Genomic DNA, 16,682 nt, shown 5'->3' with positions numbered 1-16,682 from the left:
TTCAATTCTTTTTGATCCATTTTTGCTGCATCCAGCGGATGAACGCACGAGAGAGGCGATTATCCGTAATCACCGAGCCTTTGCTCAGCACCTTGGGGCGCTCGGTCAAGTGAAAACCATTGAAGGCGGCATTGCTGCCGCCCATGCCTACCAGCGGCCAATGGCGGCGCGCTGTAGGCGCTGCGCCATCGACTTTCAGGCAAGTGCCGCTCGTGAAGGCTGCAGCTGGCGAGAGCAAAAAGCAAATCGCCGCAGACACTTCGCTCTCCGTGCCCAAGCGCTGCAACGGCACATCTTCATGAATGCGACGGATCAGCGGGCTCATGATGGGCGGATACTTGTCCATCCCACTGGTGGCGATGAAGCCTGGAGCCACAGCGTTCACACGCACAGGTGCCCACTCGAGTGCCATCGTCTCCGTGAGCGAGAGCATGCCCGCACGCGCTGCACCACTGTGCCCCATGCCAGGCACGGAGCCGTCAATATCCATGATGATGTTCACGATCGCGCCACTTTTTTGGCTGCGCATGGCTTGGTTGTAGCACTCACGCGCAATTAAGAAGCCGCCCGTGAGATTGCTACGCACCACGGCATCAAAGCCTTTGGCTGAAATACGATGCAGCGGCGAGGGAAACTGCCCGCCAGCATTGTTCACTAGACTGTCAATGCGGCCATGCTGCGCCACGATTTCTGCGATCACCGTTTTCACGCGCTCTTCGTCGCGGATGTCTGCGCTGTGAATGCTGGCCTTGCCGCCCGCGCTTTCAATCTCGGCTTTCACCGCTTCAAGCTTGGATTCTGTGCGCCCGAGCAGCGCCACCGTCGCTCCCAGCGAAGCCAACTCATGCGCCACGCAGCGCCCCATGCCTGAGCCTGCGCCGGTGACGAGTGCCACTTGGCCAGCAAACAAGTCGTTTTTATAAATACTGGCGTATGTCATTTCAAGTCATCAGCCGTCAATGAATAAGCTTTGCCAAAACCCGCATTCAAACTCGCGCGCTGAGGCACCAGCGCCCAAAAATCAAAGTCTGCGAAGTCGGCATACATCTCTGCACCAGGATGGCGCTTGAGAAACTGCTCTTTTGCTACAGCACGTTGATCGGATGGGATTTTTTGCGCGAGGCACACCACCGTGATACGAGGATGCCGAAGCGGATCGCCCTCACCTGCTTCACCCAACAGCAAGGAGCAACGCGCATCTGCTTCTAGCGCGCCATAGTGCGCCGACAAACGCGAAATCAAAATCAAAGGCGTGCCATCGGCATCCACAGCCAGCGACACACGCGAAGCCAACGGCCAACCCGTGCCAGGCTCCAAAGTGGCCAACGCGCCATGCGTGCTCTCGCGCACGAAGCTGCGCGCTTGCAGGCGAGCCGCATCATCCGTCTCGCGCAGAACTTGTGGTTTATCGGGGCTACTGGACTGTGACATGCATCACCACCTGCTCGCCCCCATCTGAAGAATCCGGTGTGTTGCGGATCACCATTTCAAACGCCTTCAAACGCTTGTACACCGAGATCAACTCCACGATCGTGCTCCAGCTGTTCACAAGGAACTGAAACGACCCCTCAACGCGCTCAAACACATTGGAGATCTGCTGCATCAATCCTAAAGTGATCGTGCCAGCAAGCAAGCCGGGCGACATCGCCAAAAGTGGGATCAAGCCGCTGTATTGCAAATAAAAATAGCGCGCCACATCGAAATACGCGTAGTGAAAAAACAAGCGAAAGTGATTGAAACGCACCTGGGTCCAGATATCAGCCAATGTGGGCGGTGTGGCACGATTGGGATCATCCTCACCGAGCACCAGCTCTTTGCGATACGCCGCCTCCACCTTTTGATTGTTGAACTCCAGCCCGGGCAGCTTCATACCCACAGTGGCCAACAACACCGTACCAAAAATCGCGGACATCAAGGCCGTCCACACCAGCGATTGACTCACCGCGCCAATAAAAGGCAGCTCAGGCACTTTGGCAGACAGCGTCCAAAGGATGGGTAGAAATGCGGCCAAAGTCATGATCGAGCGCATGAAGCTCACGCCTAAGCCCTCCATGATCTTGGCAAAGCGGTAGGTGTCGTCTTGCACACGTTGCGATGCGCCTTCGATATGACGCACCTTGTGCCAGTTAGCCGTATAAAAATCGGTGAGCGCGGTGCGCCAACGAAACACCCAATGCTTCACAAAATATTCGAGCAGCACCGCCACGCCAACGAAGATGCCTGCGATCTTGGCAAATACCAGCACTTGGCCATAGAACTCACTGGCCGAGCTGCTGCCCGGTTTTTGCAAAATACGTTGGATGTAATCGTAAAAAGAACCATACCAGCTGTTGAGCTCTACCGTGAGCTGCACCTTGTACCAAGTCACACCAAGAATCAGCGCGCCGCCCACCCAAGCCCAGAGCCACCATTTTTGGCTTCGAAAGAATGACTGAAACATAAAAGCGCTCCTTGTAGCAAAATGCTGTGCTTGACTGCGAATTTAACCCATGCCACGCGAAGCCGCATTACTTCACCCACCCAAGCCACTTGCTCCTTTGCTGCAAGCAGCCACTGTTTTGCTGCTGCGTGACGGTGCGCAGGGCTTGGAAGTGCTGATGACGCGCCGCTCGATACAAGCCAGCTTTGCGCCAGGGGCTTATGTCTTCCCAGGCGGTGGCATCGAGCCCGATGACGAAAAATATGCATCAAAACCGCCTATCGCCGGCATAGGATCTGCGCGAAATGCTACTGATTTTATAGCATCGCGCTCTACTCAAAGCCCCCAACTCATTGCCTGGGCGCTGGCTGCAATTCGAGAAAGTTTTGAAGAACTGGGCATCGTGCTGGCCAAACAGGCCGGTGGCGCATGGGTCAGCCAAGAGCAGGTAAATTTGCTGGATCGCCACGGCAATTTCTATGCGCAGATGCAAGAGAGATGCTTTCAGCTTGCAGCGAATGAGGTGGTTTTGCTCGCCCACTGGCTCACAGACCGGGACATGCCCAAGCGCTTTGAAGTGCCCTTCCTCGTGGCGCGTATGCCTGTAGGCCAAACCCCAGTCGCTGATGAAAAAGAGCAATTCGCGCCCGAGTGGGTGCGGCCGCAAGATGCCCTAGCTCGCCATGAGGCCAAACAGTTTTTCATGATCTTCCCCACGATCCGCACGCTGCAAAAGCTGGCGGACTACAACACTGTGGATGATGTCTTGCACGCCTGCGCGAGCGAGAAGCCGCTGTGGACAAGCTGCCCCCGCGCTGGTTTGCTCCATGGCAAAGAGGCGCGCTTCATGGAGTATGAGAGCGCCTATGGTGAGCTTGCTATGGTCTCGCCATATGGGCAAGTGGCACATGATCTGACTTGGCAGCATGACAAGCCTGTGCAACTGCTCAAGCATGTGTGGCGGCTCACTGCGCCCAACCCAAGCATGATGACCGGCCCTGGCACCAACACCTACATCGTGGGTACACCAGAAAAAGGCTATCTTGTGATTGATCCAGGGCCAGATATCGCTTCACACATCGAGCGCATCATGAGCGCAACCGATGGCGATATCGCCGCCATCATTTGCACCCATTCACATGCCGATCATTCACCAGCGGCCAAACCACTGCAGGCGCGTGTGGTGGAAGCCAGCAACACCGTCCCAATGGCGCTCACCGCTGAATTCGCTCAGCATATTTGCCCCATTCTCGGACTCGCCAGCTTGGCGACGGCGCGCGACAACGCATGGTTTGAACCTGATATCGCGCTACAAAATAATGAGCATCTCGCGCAGTATTTTCGCCGGCCATACGATGAAACACCATTTGAAATCAGCCTGCAAGTGATTCACACGCCTGGGCATGCAGCCAACCATCTTTGCATCATCCTGCCAGAAGACGGTTTGCTCTTTTCGGGTGACCATATCCTCAACGGCAGCACCACGGTGATTGACCCACCCGATGGCGATATGACGGCTTATCTCGATTCACTGGATACCTTGCACGCGCTTTGCGAGCAACATGATTTGCGCTTTATCCTACCCGCGCATGGCTATGTGCTCAGTGCCTGCAATGCGGCGCAGAACCCAGGAGATGCAAACAGCGATACACAAGGCGGCGCTGCTCGCGCCATTGCGGCATTGAAGGCGCATCGTCTCAAGCGCGAAGCGAAAATCATCTCGGCCATGCAGCTCCAGCCACAGGCTGAGGTGCAAGATCTCGTTCCCATCGCCTACAACGATGTCGACTCCAAACTTTGGCCGATTGCCGCGCGATCACTTTCAGCACATCTGCACCGCATCAAAAAGCTCAAGCTAGATCAAAGCTAAGAAAGCGTGTACGGCAGCCAGCACATGCACCCTGGCCGCTGGCACTGCGATGGATTGACGCAAATAGCCATGCGCCATATCTGGCGCCGATTGCATGATGACCTGAGCGCCTGCGGCCGACAGCAGCTGGGCATAGCTCACGGCTTCGTCGTAGAGTGGATCATGCCAAGCCGCCGCAATCACAGTATTTGGCGGGCGCTGCAGCCACACTTGCCGCATCGGTACGATGCGATGATCTTCGTTGGCTCGCAGCAAACTAGGCGGCTGCTGCGGATTTAAGAATTGCCCCCAAAACCACACCATGCCATCGCGCGTGAGCCCTGCACCCGCGCCGCGCTCGGTGTAGCTGCGGTTAGCAAACTGCATATCTGTGACTGGATAGAAAAGTAAGGCTCCGGCCAGTGGGATCGCGGCGTGGGTGTGCATCGCCACTGCGGCCAGATGTCCGCCCGCGCTATCACCACTGACGGCCAAACGCTTGCAGCCCCATGATGCCAAGCGCGCATGCGCCCAAGCGAGGACTGCTTCAGCGTCGTCGCACGCCGCTGGAAACACATGCTCTGGCGCTTTACGGTATTGCACACTGAGCAACTTCATGCCCAAGTGCTGCGCCAGAAATTGCAAACTGGCGTGGTGTGTATCCAGATCACCGATCACCCAGCCACCGCCATGAAAATACAGCACCAGCACATCGCTGCCGATGTGGTCTGGCGTATACAGACGCGCTGGCAAGCTGCGGCCTGGTAGGTGGATCAACTCATCTACGCTGCTCACCAGTGGCTTGAGCTCGGTTCCGACAAGCAGAGCCTGCGCTTCGTGCATGAGGCGGCGGCGGCGAGCTACGGTGAGCTCTTCTGCGGGCACTGCAGCGGTCAAAGAGGCGGTTTGCCGCAAAAGCTCAGCGCTCTGCGGATTGAGTTCAGCGCCATGGCTCAAGCCAGCGAGGTTCACATACGTAGGAAGGAGTGAGGTCATCGTCGAAATGTACATCTTTCATTGGCCTCAGGACGTCATGACGGCGTGCGAGTCGCGCTAGGCTACGGCCGCAACACATTTGGATGATGTAGCTGATGCTTGGCGGTCTGCGCTAAAGTGCATGTCATGCTTCACTGGCTCGATCCTTCTCGCGCACGCACTTGGGTGCACGCTCACTACCCTGGCTTGTTGTTGTGCGTGATGATTGCACTCGCAGCCACTTTTTTAGCCGAGCATTACGGCGGGCCGCAGCTGCTCTACGCTTTGTTGATTGGCCTGAGTTTTCATTTCATGGTGAAGAACCCTCAGGTCAAGCCTGGTGTGGATTTTTGCGGGCGTACTGTGCTGCGATTAGGTGTGGCACTGCTAGGCGCGCGTATCACGCTCTCGCAGGTGGCGCAACTCGGTGTGAGCTCGGCACTGTTGATCATCTGCGCCGTGGTGCTGACAGTGGCCTTTGGTGTGCTGATGGCACGATGGCTTGATCGCCCCAGAGATGAAGGTTTTTTAAGTGGTGGCGCAGTAGCCATCTGCGGCGCTTCGGCTGCATTGGCGGTAGCCAGCGTACTCCCGCAAAACCCACGTAACGAGCGCTTCACTTTGCTCACCGTGGTGGGCGTGACCGTGCTCTCAACGCTGGCGATGATTCTTTATCCCTTCGCCTTGAAATGGCTGGCTGCGTCACCACAACATGCGGGGCTGTTTCTGGGTGGCACGATCCACGACGTCGCTCAAGTGGTGGCTGCAGGCATGATGCTGGGGCCCGATGCGGGCGATACAGCCACCGTGGTCAAATTGTTTCGGGTGATGCTGCTCACGCCCGTGGTGGTGGTAATTGCGCTGATGTATCGCCGGCAAATGGCGGATGCCGCAGCCGCGGTGGCGGCAGACGGTCAAGCTGTGAGCTCAGCGCCAGCCTCCGTGCCTTTGATCCCCGGTTTTTTGCTCGCCTTCATCGTGCTGATGCTGCTGGCCAGCAGCCAAGTCTTTCCAAAAGCTTGGGTAGATACAGCCAGCAGTGCATCTCGCTGGTGCTTGGTAGCAGCCATTGCAGCAGCAGGCGTGAAGACAAGTTTTGAAGAACTGCTCAAGCTCGGCTGGCAGCCCGTGATGATGTTGGTGGCCGAGACCGTGTTTATAGCTGCATTTGTGGCAGCAGGGATGCTACTGCTTCGCTGACCGTTGCGCTATTTTCCCTTGGCAAACAAGTAACTCGCTGCACGCATAATGGCATCTTCCGCCTGAGAGTGAGCGCCCGATTTGTGAAGGTATCGAGCCAAAGATAAATCTGCGCGAAACAAAGCTCTGGCCATTTCCATTTGCTGCTCCAAGGGAGGCACACCTTGCGATGCTGCAATTAGCCGGCGCATCTCTTCCGCCTTTGGCTCATTGCCCACCGATGCAAAAGCCGCAGATAGCGCACCCAATCCTTGCACCCGAACCACGCCAGTGCTTTGCTCGACCGTTGGCTCAAGTGCTTGCAAGGATTTGAGCACACTAGGTACAGACATCGCGCCAGCAATCTCAGCCGCTGCTTGTAATGCCAAAGCTTTGCCAGCCAAGCTGTCTGCTTTATTGGCTTCCGCGATAGCAGAATCTAAAGCTTGCACTGCTGATGCATCAGCTGTCGTTACCAGTCTAGCCTGATACAGCATGGCATACAGCTGCGCTCCAGCCAAGGGCGAACGAGTTTGCTTGACAGAGTTTTGTAAACGCAAAGTCAGATCATTGGAACGCTCAAAATTGCCCAAGCGCGCTGCAGCAGTCACACCACTTAGCAACACATGACCCGAGGCCACGAGCAATTGATCAGTGGCAGCCTGCTTTAGCCCCGCATCGGCTACTTGTCCTGCCGACTCAGCCGCCTGCGCGAGCAAAGGCTGCGCTGTCTGTTCTGGTGTGCGCGATTGCGCAGCAAGTGCAGTTGCTGCGACACTGGCCGCTTTAGATTTAAAGGCTGGCTCACGCAGGCCAGCAATTCCTGCACGTACGCCATCTAGGAGCTTGCGTGATTTATCTGCACTTGCACTGCTCAAGCCCCAGGCATTGGCAGTTACATCACTGACTTGAACGGCTGCCGAAAGCGCAGGCGTCTGATTAGGTATGGCTTGGATTTCCCGCACAACCCCACGCGCACGCACGCTTTGCCCCATCATTGAAAGTTGATCTGCCAACTCTAACGATAACAGTGGCTTGAAATCTGCAGGCAGTGCCACTGGGACAAAAGCAGCCGTTCCAGTAGCACCCGCTGGCCCGCTAGCGCCCGCCATGGCGCGTTGCGCGCTCGAATTGCCAGCTACCTGCGCTAAGTTCATGGCTTTGGCCAAAGCCTGATCCATTGGAATACCTTTGGCGTTAGGCCCACCATTGCGCGCCAACTTCATCAAAGCTTCTTCTTGAGTAGCATCATCCAAAAGTTCGGCACCTGCCACATCCAAACTACCCGATGAAGGCAAGTTTTGCATGATCTGGTCTATATCACTACCCTTGGGTACGCTACCCGGCACTTGCGTAGCTGAAGATGAAGAGGCGACCGAGCTAGCAGCCTTATCTTCTGAACCGCCGCCGCCAAAACCAAAGCCTCCACCTCCCACAGCTTTGCCACCGATAAATGCTACGCCAGCTAGGCCCAAGGCTGCAACAGCCATCTTGATCTTGACCGCCGCCCCACCAGCTTGGCGGTCACTGATACCCATTTCCTCTTCAATTTCTTTGCGAATCTGCTCCCGCATCTCGCGCTCCATAGCTTCCCGTTTGGTTTTTTCACTGGCTTTTTTCTCACGGTCTTGCGACATCTCGGCACGGCGGCGCTCTTGCTCAATGAGTTTCTTACGAAGTATGAATTGCTCGTCCACCTTATCTACGAAAACATTGCAATTAGGACATTGGCGATTTTCAGGCAGGATCACTCGCACGTCACAAGCGGGACACATGGTCTTACCATCGGATTCAGCTGCCTTCATTTTGCTGATCGACAGCACAGGGGTGAGCGTGATTTTGAGGCCAGCTCTCGTGAAATCATCGCGAGCTTTCTCAGCACGGCTCTTTGGCACCGAGCTTCCAATGCGTGTTGCTGGCCCGCTTTGCAAAGCGCGCACCAAAGCCTCTACTTTAAGAGGCTCCATGCCTAACTCATTGATCGCCTTGTCCTTAACACGCTCGAGAGATGAACCGGGTGCCAATTGCACCACGATATCAAAAAGTGCCTCGTCTGATTCGACATCATTCCCTGCGGGTGCGGCTTGCACAGACATACCTTACCTCTTTATGAACTCGTTTTTACGAACTGACGTAAATATAGCTCAGAGACTGCGCACATCAACCTCATGAATAGAAAAAACGACTTTGTCGCCACAAAGATGTGTGACTCACACATCAAGAGATATAAATGACCGCAAAGCTTCTATCTACAAGATTTCAGTGCAACACAACGGGATTCTGCGCGAGCTGGGCATAGCGCTCTAGCGTTTCTTCTACTTCGTCTTGCGTGGGCGTTTTCACTTGCCAGGCGGTGATCTGCTGCTGAAAGAGCTCTGCCCATGAGCCATCGAGGTAGACCTCTTTGCCTGAGCGCTTGTCTACGATTTCGAAGCCGTGGCGGGCCAAGCGATATTCAGGCTGCTCATCTTTGTTAGGCGTTGTTTGCTCCATACCGTCCAAAGAAATGCCTTGCATGGCGACTTGCACTGCATCTTGTGCGCTGGCGTGCTCCTGCGGCTCGGCTTGGAGATGAACCACCACAAAGGAGTCTGAGTCATAGAGCATTTGCATGGAGGTGTTGCTTTCTTTGCTTTCAAGGATGCTGCATTTACTGTAGCAGCTTATCTATGAACGCATGAAAGTATTTCAAGGGCATGGGTATTAGCCCCTATTTGCAGCTTCTAATTTGCGGGAACCGTTGGCACTGGCAGCCTGCGAAGCACCAAATCATCAAAATCCTGATCGGGTGCAGCGGCTGAGCTTTGACGGATGCGTATAGGCAGATAGCCCAGCTGTGGCGAGAGCCAGATTTCCAAGCGCTGATCAAATTCATTGCGCGGTGTACGGGTGAGCTTTAAGGCTTGCATATTGGCTGCAGGCACATTGATATCACTGATACCTTGGAGATTGAATTCCCAGATTTCCGCGTTATCCAAGCCTGCAACCTGCATTTGAATGCGGTTCACAATTTTGTAACGCTCAGGATCACCGCCAATAATGCCCGCCAGCTGAATGATGGCACTGAGCCGATCTTGTGCACCCACGAGCAACACCTCATCAGGCTTGTTGTTACTGAACTGGATTTTTCCCATCTCAGCGCGGAAATGCGTGGCCTGTTCGCTGCGGCCTGTGCGCACGCTGCTGTAGCGCTGGGGGGTGAGGCCTTGCGGTGAGAGCGTACCCTCGCTCTTTTCTGTGCGGCTGAGTATGAGCATGGCTGTCGCTTCTAAGCTCAATTCATAATTACTGCCATCCATTTTCCAGCTCAGAACACCACTGCCGCTATTGGCAATGCCTTTGCGTACCACGGTGCCATCGAATTGCAGCCTCGCACTCGCTGGATAACTCAGCTTCAAACCAGGCGGAGCGGGTGCGCCGCTGGCTGGCGCTGTCGTTTGCGCGAGATAGCTATCTGCATTGGGTTCATCGCCTGCTACTGTTTCAGTAGCACTTTGCGCAGATTCTTTGCCGGCTACAGGCTGATTTTGCTCAATTTTTACTTCTTTGTTTGGGCTTGCAGCGCTGCTGTCAGCAAGCGCTGGCTTGGGTGCTTGGCTCACGGGCATGGCGCTAGATACTTTGTCTTTTGCTTTGCTGGGCTCTTTGGCGGCTACAGGCACAGGCGGGAGCAGCGAGACGGGCACGGGATCTATCATCCGCGTGCTGAGCGCAGTGTTATCCGCCGTGTTTTTAAAACTGAAAGAAAAGCGCTCGGTGGCCAATATCAAGGCCATCACATGAGCCAGCACAGCAGCCAGCAGGGCCCAAGCCAAGCCGCGCCATGGCCAGCTTGCCGAATAGCGGGGCGCTACTTGCGAATTCATTTTTTGCTGCCGAGCTCGCTACTGAGCTGCGCACTGCATTGGCGCAGCGCTTTCGCTATAGCACCTTTGTAATCCGCATCAAAGCTTGCGCTTGAACCCAGAGAGACTAGGCTTAAGCAAATGCGTTCGCCAGCATCCCACACTGGCACTGCAAAACCACTGATGCCGGGTAGCAGCGTATCCACCACCCGCGCCAAGCCCTGCTTGCGCGTTTCTTCCAAAATGCTTTGCGCCTCGCCCGCATTGCGCGGCATGCCTGCACGCTCGCTCTTGCCCAATTGCGCGATCTCCGTTTTGAGCAGCGGCTGCACGATGGCCTTGGGTGCAAACGCTGCAAAACAACGCCCCGTGGCGGAGCCGAGCAAGGGCATCACATCACCCAAGCGCAGATTCACCGTCACGGCTCTTGCAGGCTCTTGCCAATGCACGATCACAGGGCCGTGGTTGCCCCACACCGCAATCGCTACCGTATGCCCAATCTCGTCCATCAGCGCATCCATGCGCGAGCGCGCGAGCGCCACAGCATCCAGCCGCGAGAGCGTGGCCAAGCCCAGCTTCAAAGCAGCCGGCCCCAAGTCATAGCGCGTGCTGCTGCCATCTTGCTGCACCAGCCCCAAGCGCTGGTAGCTGACCAAATAGCGGTGCGCCTTGGCCGGGCTCATGCCGGCCGCTTGCGCCAGATCGCGCAGCATCATCGCACCCGCGCCCTTGGTGAGCGCATCCAGCAAAGCAAAACCCACTTCCACAGACTGAATGCCAGCTTGGGATTTGGGAACAACAGGGGATGGCTTTTTGTTGGGCATGACGGTTAGAAAGACAGGCTAGAATTACGCAATAGTAAACGCATTTACCTTATCGTAATTTAGATTCATTCGCCAAAGAAAGATTCCCATGAAACTCGCCACCCTCAAAGACGGCAGCCGCGACGGCGCATTGGTCGTTGTCTCGCGTGATCTATCGACTGCACATTATGCAACCGGCATTGCCGCCAAGATGCAGCAAGTTTTGGACGATTGGAATTTCATCTCACCCCAGTTGCAAGATCTCTACGACACGCTCAACAACGGCAAAGCTCGCCACGCCTTCCCCTTCGATCCCAAGCAATGCATGGCGCCTCTGCCCCGCGCCTACCAGTGGGCCGATGGCAGCGCCTACATTAACCATGTGGAACTCGTGCGCTTAGCGCGCAATTCTGAAGTGCCAGCCAATTACTACACAGAGCCCCTGATGTATCAAGGCGGCAGCGATGATTTCTTGGGCGCTTGCGATGATTCTGTCGTCGTTAGCGAAGATTTCGGCATTGATTTTGAAGCCGAAGTGGCTGTGATCACAGGCGATGTCAAGATGAGCAGCACAGCTGAAGAGGCTTTGGAAGGCGTGCGCCTGCTCATGATCGCCAACGATTGGAGCTTGCGCAACCTGATCCCCGACGAGCTGGCCAAAGGCTTCGGCTTCTTCCAGAGCAAGCCCGCTACCGCCTTCAGCCCAGTTGCTGTGACTCCCGATGAAGTCGGCGATGCTTGGAGTGGAGGCAAGTTGCATCTGACCATTCAAAGCCAATGGAATGGCCGCACCGTGGGCATGTGCGATGCCGGGCAAGAGATGACCTTCCACTTCGGCCAGCTGATTGCCCACATTTGCAAAACCCGCAATGTGCGCGCCGGCTCTATCGTCGGCTCAGGCACGGTGAGCAATCGTGCGATTGAGAAAGACGGCAAAAAGGAATGGATCAAAGGTTACAGTTGCATCGCCGAAAAACGCGCGATCGAAACCATTCTTGACGGCAAGCCCAGCACGGCCTATATGAAGTTTGGCGACACCATCCGCATCGAAATCAAGGGCAAAGACGGCCAAAGCGTTTTTGGCGTGATTGATCAGAAAGTGGCCTCAGCCCAGTAAATGACAAATTCTGTTCAATTTCCGAAAAGGAATTGAATCATTCCCGCAACAAGACCAGCGATAATTCACGACAAGCTCTAGACAAAGGCATTGTTTAGAGTAGGCTATCTGGACAAATCAATTCCTAAGTATTACATTGGGGCAGTTAATTCAGACCAAGTAGTACAACGATGCATCCACAATTAAGACCAGCTGCTATCTCTGCAGTGGCCGAATACATGGGCGTTGCCGCAGAGTTCGTTGTGGATGATGCCTTCGCTGATGTCAAGCTCAATACCGCTTTTGCGGGTAAACCCGAGTATCAGCAGATGTACTTTTTTGTTTGCTTAGGCAAACATTTACCGCCCGAGGTACCTTATGCCAAAGTCAAAGAGGCCATTCTCAAGGCAACTGGTATCAAAGCTTGAAGTCTGAAGCGTCATAACCCATCCAACACACTGAGGAGTCCATCATGAAATCCATCCGTTCTCGTCTGGTCTTAGGCCTTGGCCTGATCATCGTCTTCTTCTTGGCGCAAGCCGCGCTCGTGTGGTGGAGCCAATCCACCGCCAAGAGCGATGTGGTGGATACCGCTCGCAAAAACACGATCGCATCCTCTCAGCTGACCGATCTGGCCGTGTTTGCCCAACAAATCCGTCGCTATGAAAAAGAGTATTTCGTTTACGTCAACAACGAAGAGCGCCGCAACAACTACATCAAAGAATGGACTGGCACTTCCGACAAAATCACCAAGCTGCTCGCCACCATGCGCAGCAATGCTGATGGTGCTTTTAGCTCGGACGATGTCGCCAAGATTGGCAACTGGCAGAGCGCGGCAGATTTCTACGGTACTGAAATGAAAAAGATTTTCGGCTCGGTCAATGATCAAGCTGGCAAAGTCGCGCAAGCTGCCGCTGCGGCCGCAGCAGCACCTGCACCAACGGCTCCTGCTGCAAAGGCCGTAGCTGCCGCGCCAGCCGCAGCCGCTTCAGCCCCAGCGCCTGTCGTGATGTTCGCCCCTACTGAAGTCAACACCATGATCACTGCGGGTAAAGACCGCTTGAGCGGCGTATTGATCAAAGGCGTGTCGGAAATGTCCGCCGAGAAAACCAAACAAACGCTTGCACTGTCTGAAGTCGCTGCTGGCGGCTTCAACCAAGTGTTTGCAGGCGTGATGCTCACTGTGGCTATTGGTATCGTCATCGCTTTGTTGCTCATGATCAATTTACCTAAAGCCGTGACGAAGCCCCTGGCCAACCTGACTGCCGCCGTGGATGACATGAGCAAAGGCAGCTTGGACAAGAAAATTGATGCCGGCAATGTGGCCGAATTCGCAGGCTTGGCTACTGCGCTGGAGCGCATGCGCGTGGGCCAGCAAGCCCTCGTTGCACGGATGCGCCGCACGAGCTGATCTTTCTTTCTCTGATCAAACAACGGGAGCATCGCGCTCCCGTTTGTTTTTTTGGAGCACAATCTTTGTATGAAAAAACACGAGATCTCCGGCAAGAAATCTGCGCAAAGCGCTCCTAAAAAAGGAGCGCTATCTACAGCTGAGCAATTGGGGCTGCGCGAAGGGCAGAGCTTGGAGTTGCTCAAAGCTTTGCATATTTTGACGCGCGATGGTGCGATCAATCAAGATTCGCGGCGCAAGCTCAAGCAAGTGAATCATTTGCTGCAATTCATTGAGCCGCTGCTCGCTAAAGTGCAGTCTTCCAAAGGCTCTGTGACGCTGGTGGATCATGGCGCGGGCAAGTCGTATTTGGGCTTCATGTTGTACGACTTGTTTTTCAAGTCGATCACAGGAAAAGTGATTGGCGTGGAGGTGCGCGATGAGCTGGTAGCGCGTTCGCGTGAGCTGGCGGCGCAGTTTGGCTTCAAGGGCATGGAGTTTCTGAATCTTTCAGTCGATGCATCCAATACGGTCTTGCCCAAAGAAATTGATATCGTGACGGCGCTGCATGCTTGCGATACCGCCACCGATGATGCGATTGCGTTTGCTCTTTCTCATAACGCGCAGCATGTGGTACTCGTGCCTTGCTGCCAAGCGGAAGTGGCAGGCGCTTTGAAGGCAGGTAAGGCGAGTGCGCTGCAAAACAATCCGTTGGTGGAGCTGTGGCGCAGACCGCTGCACACGCGCGAGTTTGGCTCGCAGCTCACCAATGTGCTGCGCTGCTTGCAGTTGGAAGCGCATGGCTATGAGGTGACGGTGACGGAGCTGGTGGGCTGGGAGCATTCGATGAAGAATGAGCTGATCGTTGCTTCTAAGGGAGCGGCGCATGCGAAAAGTAGTGCAAAGCGCTTGAATGCGATGCTCGATCAGCTCGGTTTGAATGCAATGCGCCCACGCTTTTTCACACCTTTGCTTGAAAAAGAAGTGGCATGAAGAAAGTGTTTGTGATCGGTGCAGGGCCTGCGGGCTTGATGGCTGCCGAAGAGCTGGCGCTTGCTGGCGTGCAGGTGGATGTGTATGACGCGATGCCTTCTGTGGGGCGAAAATTTCTCCTCGCGGGGATTGGCGGCCTCAACATCACGCATGCTGAAGGCTTGGAGGCTTTTACTTCACGCTATGGCTCGCGTGCGCCACAGGTGGCAAAGTGGCTAGAAGCTTTGAGCCCGAGCGCTTTGCGCGAATGGGTGCATGCGCTGGGCATCGAAACTTTCGTGGGTACTTCGCAGCGCGTGTTTCCAGCTGAGATGAAAGCTGCGCCACTGCTGCGCGCTTGGCTCACACGATTACGCGGCCAGGGTGTACGCTTTCATGCAAGGCATCGGTGGCTCGGCTGGGCAGAGGATGGCGCACTTCGCTTTTCAAATCCGCAGGGCGAACTCACAGTGCGCGCAGATGCCACCGTGCTCGCGCTTGGCGGTGCAAGCTGGAAGAAGCTGGGCTCGGATGGCGCTTGGGCTGCTTGGCTGCAGGATGCCGGTGTGAAGATGAACGAGCTGCAAGCCTCCAATTGCGGCTTTGATTTGAAAGCGCCTTGGAGCGAGCATTTGCGCGGCCAGTTTGCGGGGCAGCCGCTCAAGCCTGTCGCACTGCATTTCACTGACTCTCAAGGCAATAGCTTTCGCAAGCAGGGCGAATTCGTCATCACTGAAACGGGCGTGGAAGGCAGCTTGATTTACGCGGCCTCCAGCTTGATCAGAGATGAAATCACGACAAGTGGCCAAGCCACGATGTATCTTGATCTGCTGCCTGCTTTCAGTGCAGACAAAGTGCTGGCCGAGGTGAGCCACCCGCGCGGCAGCAAATCACTCTCAGCGCATTTGAAAAGCCGCTTGAATCTGCAGGGTCTGAAATCCGCATTGCTTTATGAAGTTTTAAGCAAAGAGCAGATGCACGACCTGCCCTTGCTGGCGAAGACCATCAAAGCCTTGCCACTCACTCTAGGCGCTGCTCGCCCGATTGACGAAGCCATCAGCAGCGCAGGCGGCGTGGCGCTGGAAGCCATGAATGATCAGCTCATGCTTGAGCAAAAGCCGGGCACGTTCTGCGCAGGCGAAATGCTCGATTGGGAAGCGCCGACTGGGGGTTATTTGCTCACCGCATGCTGGGCTTCAGGCCGTGTCGCAGGGCGTGGCGCAGTGGCTTATCTAGCCACACAGTGAGTTGCCCTACTCCGTTCGGGCTGAGCTTGTCGAAGCCATACTAGCCCTTCGACACGCTCAGGGCGAACGGAAGTCAACATCTCAAGCGGGATTGTCAATATCCACAAACTCATGCGCCAAACCCAGCTGCTGCGCCACGTGTGCAGCTACAGCAGACGCGCCATAGCGCTCACTCGCATGATGCCCGCAGGCGATGTAGCTCACACCCATCTCGCGCGCATAGTGCGCTTGAGGCTCTGAAATCTCGCCAGTGATGTACACATCTGCGCCTGCAGCAATTGCCGCTTCAAAATATCCCTGTGCGCCGCCTGTGCACCACGCTACTTTTTTAATAGCATTCCGCGCAGTATCTACGCCGGCGATATGCCGATTCAGCTTTAAATTCAGATGATGCATCAAGCTGGGCATATCCGTGAAGCTTGTGCAACCCAGCCAGCCCAGCTCTTGCTCACCAAAGCGGCCAAACTCACCATTTTCCAAAGGCGTGAAGCCTAGCAGTTTGCCCAGCTGCGCGTTGTTGCCTAAAGTGGGGTGTGCATCCAACGGCAAATGGTAGGCATACACATTGATATCGTGCGCCAAGAGTTTTTGCAGCCTTTGCTTCATCCAACCTGTCACGCGCCCATCTTGCCCGCGCCAAAACAGGCCGTGATGCACAAAGATCGCATCTGCGCCGCGCTCAATCGCTGCGTCGATCAAAGCGCTCGACGCAGTCACGCCTGAAACGATTTTGCGAACCTCAGCCTTGCCCTCCACTTGCAAACCATTGGGCCCATAGTCTTTGAAGCGCTCGGGTTGCAGGAGTTGGTTGAAGGCGGAGCTGAGTTGATCTCGGGTGGTCATGGCTTGAACGGCTGGCAGGTAGTTTCACCATCTTAAACGCTGCGCCGCTTAAGACACAATGGCT

The 16,682-nt window shown here is 55.4% G+C and carries 16 protein-coding genes; 7 read left to right on the top strand and 9 right to left on the bottom strand.

Annotation, left to right across the window (positions count from 1 at the left end):
• Position 1 precedes the first annotated feature (1 nt).
• Genes KIH26_RS01385 through KIH26_RS01375 form a run of 3 tightly spaced genes read right to left on the bottom strand, consistent with a single transcriptional unit; the run spans position 2 to position 2,440 of the window.
• Positions 2 to 940 carry an SDR family oxidoreductase gene (locus KIH26_RS01385; RefSeq protein ID WP_213441704.1) on the bottom strand — a complete coding sequence of 313 codons (939 nt, stop codon included), beginning with the start codon at positions 938 to 940 and terminating at the stop codon, positions 2 to 4.
• Positions 937 to 1,431 carry a HugZ family pyridoxamine 5'-phosphate oxidase gene (locus KIH26_RS01380; RefSeq protein ID WP_213441703.1) on the bottom strand — a complete coding sequence of 165 codons (495 nt, stop codon included), beginning with the start codon at positions 1,429 to 1,431 and terminating at the stop codon, positions 937 to 939. The genes KIH26_RS01385 and KIH26_RS01380 overlap by 4 nt, the downstream gene beginning before the upstream one ends.
• Positions 1,415 to 2,440 (bottom strand): putative transporter, encoded by a 1,026-nt coding sequence (locus KIH26_RS01375; RefSeq protein ID WP_213441702.1) that lies wholly within the window; start codon positions 2,438 to 2,440, stop codon positions 1,415 to 1,417. The genes KIH26_RS01380 and KIH26_RS01375 overlap by 17 nt, the downstream gene beginning before the upstream one ends.
• Positions 2,441 to 2,489: 49 nt before the next feature.
• Here KIH26_RS01375 and KIH26_RS01370 point away from each other — a divergent pair, with 49 nt between their 5' ends.
• A complete protein-coding gene (locus tag KIH26_RS01370) occupies positions 2,490 to 4,289 on the top strand; it encodes an MBL fold metallo-hydrolase (RefSeq protein WP_213441701.1) in 1,800 nt (599 codons plus the stop codon).
• On the opposite strand, the gene KIH26_RS01365 is transcribed toward KIH26_RS01370, so the two are convergent.
• A complete protein-coding gene (locus KIH26_RS01365; protein WP_213441700.1) occupies positions 4,275 to 5,264 on the bottom strand; it encodes an alpha/beta hydrolase in 990 nt (329 codons plus the stop codon). The two genes, KIH26_RS01370 and KIH26_RS01365, sit on opposite strands and share 15 nt — an antisense overlap.
• Before the next feature lie 126 nt (positions 5,265 to 5,390).
• Here KIH26_RS01365 and KIH26_RS01360 point away from each other — a divergent pair, with 126 nt between their 5' ends.
• The gene (locus KIH26_RS01360) at positions 5,391 to 6,443 is read left to right on the top strand and encodes a YeiH family protein (RefSeq protein WP_213441699.1); all 1,053 of its coding nucleotides are present in this window, start codon (positions 5,391 to 5,393) and stop codon (positions 6,441 to 6,443) included.
• A gap of 8 nt (positions 6,444 to 6,451) precedes the next feature.
• On the opposite strand, the gene KIH26_RS01355 is transcribed toward KIH26_RS01360, so the two are convergent.
• The 4 genes from KIH26_RS01355 to KIH26_RS01340 all read right to left on the bottom strand — a co-directional run bounded on the left by KIH26_RS01355 (position 6,452) and on the right by KIH26_RS01340 (position 11,091).
• A complete protein-coding gene (locus KIH26_RS01355; protein WP_213441698.1) occupies positions 6,452 to 8,518 on the bottom strand; it encodes a hypothetical protein in 2,067 nt (688 codons plus the stop codon).
• Between the two features lie 163 nt (positions 8,519 to 8,681).
• Complete coding sequence (locus tag KIH26_RS01350; RefSeq protein ID WP_213441697.1) at positions 8,682 to 9,035, bottom strand: BTH_I0359 family protein; 354 nt, start codon at positions 9,033 to 9,035, stop codon at positions 8,682 to 8,684.
• A 110-nt stretch (positions 9,036 to 9,145) separates the two neighbouring features.
• A complete protein-coding gene (locus KIH26_RS01345; RefSeq protein WP_213441696.1) occupies positions 9,146 to 10,288 on the bottom strand; it encodes a DUF3108 domain-containing protein in 1,143 nt (380 codons plus the stop codon).
• Positions 10,285 to 11,091 carry an IclR family transcriptional regulator gene (locus KIH26_RS01340; protein ID WP_213441695.1) on the bottom strand — a complete coding sequence of 269 codons (807 nt, stop codon included), beginning with the start codon at positions 11,089 to 11,091 and terminating at the stop codon, positions 10,285 to 10,287. Before KIH26_RS01340 ends, KIH26_RS01345 begins: the two co-directional genes overlap by 4 nt.
• An 88-nt stretch (positions 11,092 to 11,179) precedes the next feature.
• Here KIH26_RS01340 and KIH26_RS01335 point away from each other — a divergent pair, with 88 nt between their 5' ends.
• The 5 genes from KIH26_RS01335 to KIH26_RS01315 all read left to right on the top strand — a co-directional run bounded on the left by KIH26_RS01335 (position 11,180) and on the right by KIH26_RS01315 (position 15,775).
• The gene (locus KIH26_RS01335) at positions 11,180 to 12,187 is read left to right on the top strand and encodes a fumarylacetoacetate hydrolase family protein (RefSeq protein WP_213441694.1); all 1,008 of its coding nucleotides are present in this window, start codon (positions 11,180 to 11,182) and stop codon (positions 12,185 to 12,187) included.
• A 170-nt stretch (positions 12,188 to 12,357) separates the two neighbouring features.
• On the top strand, positions 12,358 to 12,594 hold the full coding sequence (locus tag KIH26_RS01330; protein ID WP_213441693.1) for a hypothetical protein: 237 nt from the start codon (positions 12,358 to 12,360) through the stop codon (positions 12,592 to 12,594).
• Positions 12,595 to 12,638: 44 nt separating this feature from the next.
• Entirely contained in the window at positions 12,639 to 13,577 is a 939-nt protein-coding gene (locus KIH26_RS01325; RefSeq protein ID WP_213441692.1) for a HAMP domain-containing protein, read from the top strand.
• Positions 13,578 to 13,646: 69 nt separating this feature from the next.
• On the top strand, positions 13,647 to 14,549 hold the full coding sequence (locus tag KIH26_RS01320) for a class I SAM-dependent methyltransferase (RefSeq protein WP_213441691.1): 903 nt from the start codon (positions 13,647 to 13,649) through the stop codon (positions 14,547 to 14,549).
• Positions 14,546 to 15,775, top strand: a complete 1,230-nt coding sequence (locus KIH26_RS01315; RefSeq protein WP_213441690.1) for a TIGR03862 family flavoprotein — start codon at positions 14,546 to 14,548, stop codon at positions 15,773 to 15,775. The genes KIH26_RS01320 and KIH26_RS01315 overlap by 4 nt, the downstream gene beginning before the upstream one ends.
• An 81-nt stretch (positions 15,776 to 15,856) precedes the next feature.
• Here the strand turns inward: KIH26_RS01315 and KIH26_RS01310 are convergent, their stop codons facing one another.
• The gene (locus KIH26_RS01310) at positions 15,857 to 16,618 is read right to left on the bottom strand and encodes a Nif3-like dinuclear metal center hexameric protein (protein ID WP_213441689.1); all 762 of its coding nucleotides are present in this window, start codon (positions 16,616 to 16,618) and stop codon (positions 15,857 to 15,859) included.
• Positions 16,619 to 16,682: the final 64 nt, after the last annotated feature.

Source organism: Variovorax sp. PCZ-1, from assembly GCF_018413605.1.
Classification (GTDB): Bacteria; Pseudomonadota; Gammaproteobacteria; order Burkholderiales; family Burkholderiaceae_C; genus JANMDU01.
Note: the sequence above shows the minus strand (reverse complement) of the source record. Positions and strands in the feature narration are given on the sequence as shown.

Bases quoted from the DNA above. Each gene is read 5' to 3' on its own strand.
- KIH26_RS01365 (WP_213441700.1), bottom strand. From the start codon at position 5,264: ATGACCTCACTCCTTCCTACGTATGTGAACCTCGCTGGCTTGAGCCAT.
- KIH26_RS01345 (WP_213441696.1), bottom strand. From the start codon at position 10,288: ATGAATTCGCAAGTAGCGCCCCGCTATTCGGCAAGCTGGCCATGGCGC.
- KIH26_RS01350 (WP_213441697.1), bottom strand. From the start codon at position 9,035: ATGCAAATGCTCTATGACTCAGACTCCTTTGTGGTGGTTCATCTCCAA.
- KIH26_RS01335 (WP_213441694.1), top strand. From the start codon at position 11,180: ATGAAACTCGCCACCCTCAAAGACGGCAGCCGCGACGGCGCATTGGTC.
- KIH26_RS01315 (WP_213441690.1), top strand. From the start codon at position 14,546: ATGAAGAAAGTGTTTGTGATCGGTGCAGGGCCTGCGGGCTTGATGGCT.
- KIH26_RS01325 (WP_213441692.1), top strand. From the start codon at position 12,639: ATGAAATCCATCCGTTCTCGTCTGGTCTTAGGCCTTGGCCTGATCATC.
- KIH26_RS01355 (WP_213441698.1), bottom strand. From the start codon at position 8,518: ATGTCTGTGCAAGCCGCACCCGCAGGGAATGATGTCGAATCAGACGAG.
- KIH26_RS01375 (WP_213441702.1), bottom strand. From the start codon at position 2,440: ATGTTTCAGTCATTCTTTCGAAGCCAAAAATGGTGGCTCTGGGCTTGG.
- KIH26_RS01380 (WP_213441703.1), bottom strand. From the start codon at position 1,431: ATGTCACAGTCCAGTAGCCCCGATAAACCACAAGTTCTGCGCGAGACG.
- KIH26_RS01320 (WP_213441691.1), top strand. From the start codon at position 13,647: ATGAAAAAACACGAGATCTCCGGCAAGAAATCTGCGCAAAGCGCTCCT.
- KIH26_RS01385 (WP_213441704.1), bottom strand. From the start codon at position 940: ATGACATACGCCAGTATTTATAAAAACGACTTGTTTGCTGGCCAAGTG.
- KIH26_RS01310 (WP_213441689.1), bottom strand. From the start codon at position 16,618: ATGACCACCCGAGATCAACTCAGCTCCGCCTTCAACCAACTCCTGCAA.
- KIH26_RS01370 (WP_213441701.1), top strand. From the start codon at position 2,490: ATGCCACGCGAAGCCGCATTACTTCACCCACCCAAGCCACTTGCTCCT.
- KIH26_RS01340 (WP_213441695.1), bottom strand. From the start codon at position 11,091: ATGCCCAACAAAAAGCCATCCCCTGTTGTTCCCAAATCCCAAGCTGGC.
- KIH26_RS01330 (WP_213441693.1), top strand. From the start codon at position 12,358: ATGCATCCACAATTAAGACCAGCTGCTATCTCTGCAGTGGCCGAATAC.
- KIH26_RS01360 (WP_213441699.1), top strand. From the start codon at position 5,391: ATGCTTCACTGGCTCGATCCTTCTCGCGCACGCACTTGGGTGCACGCT.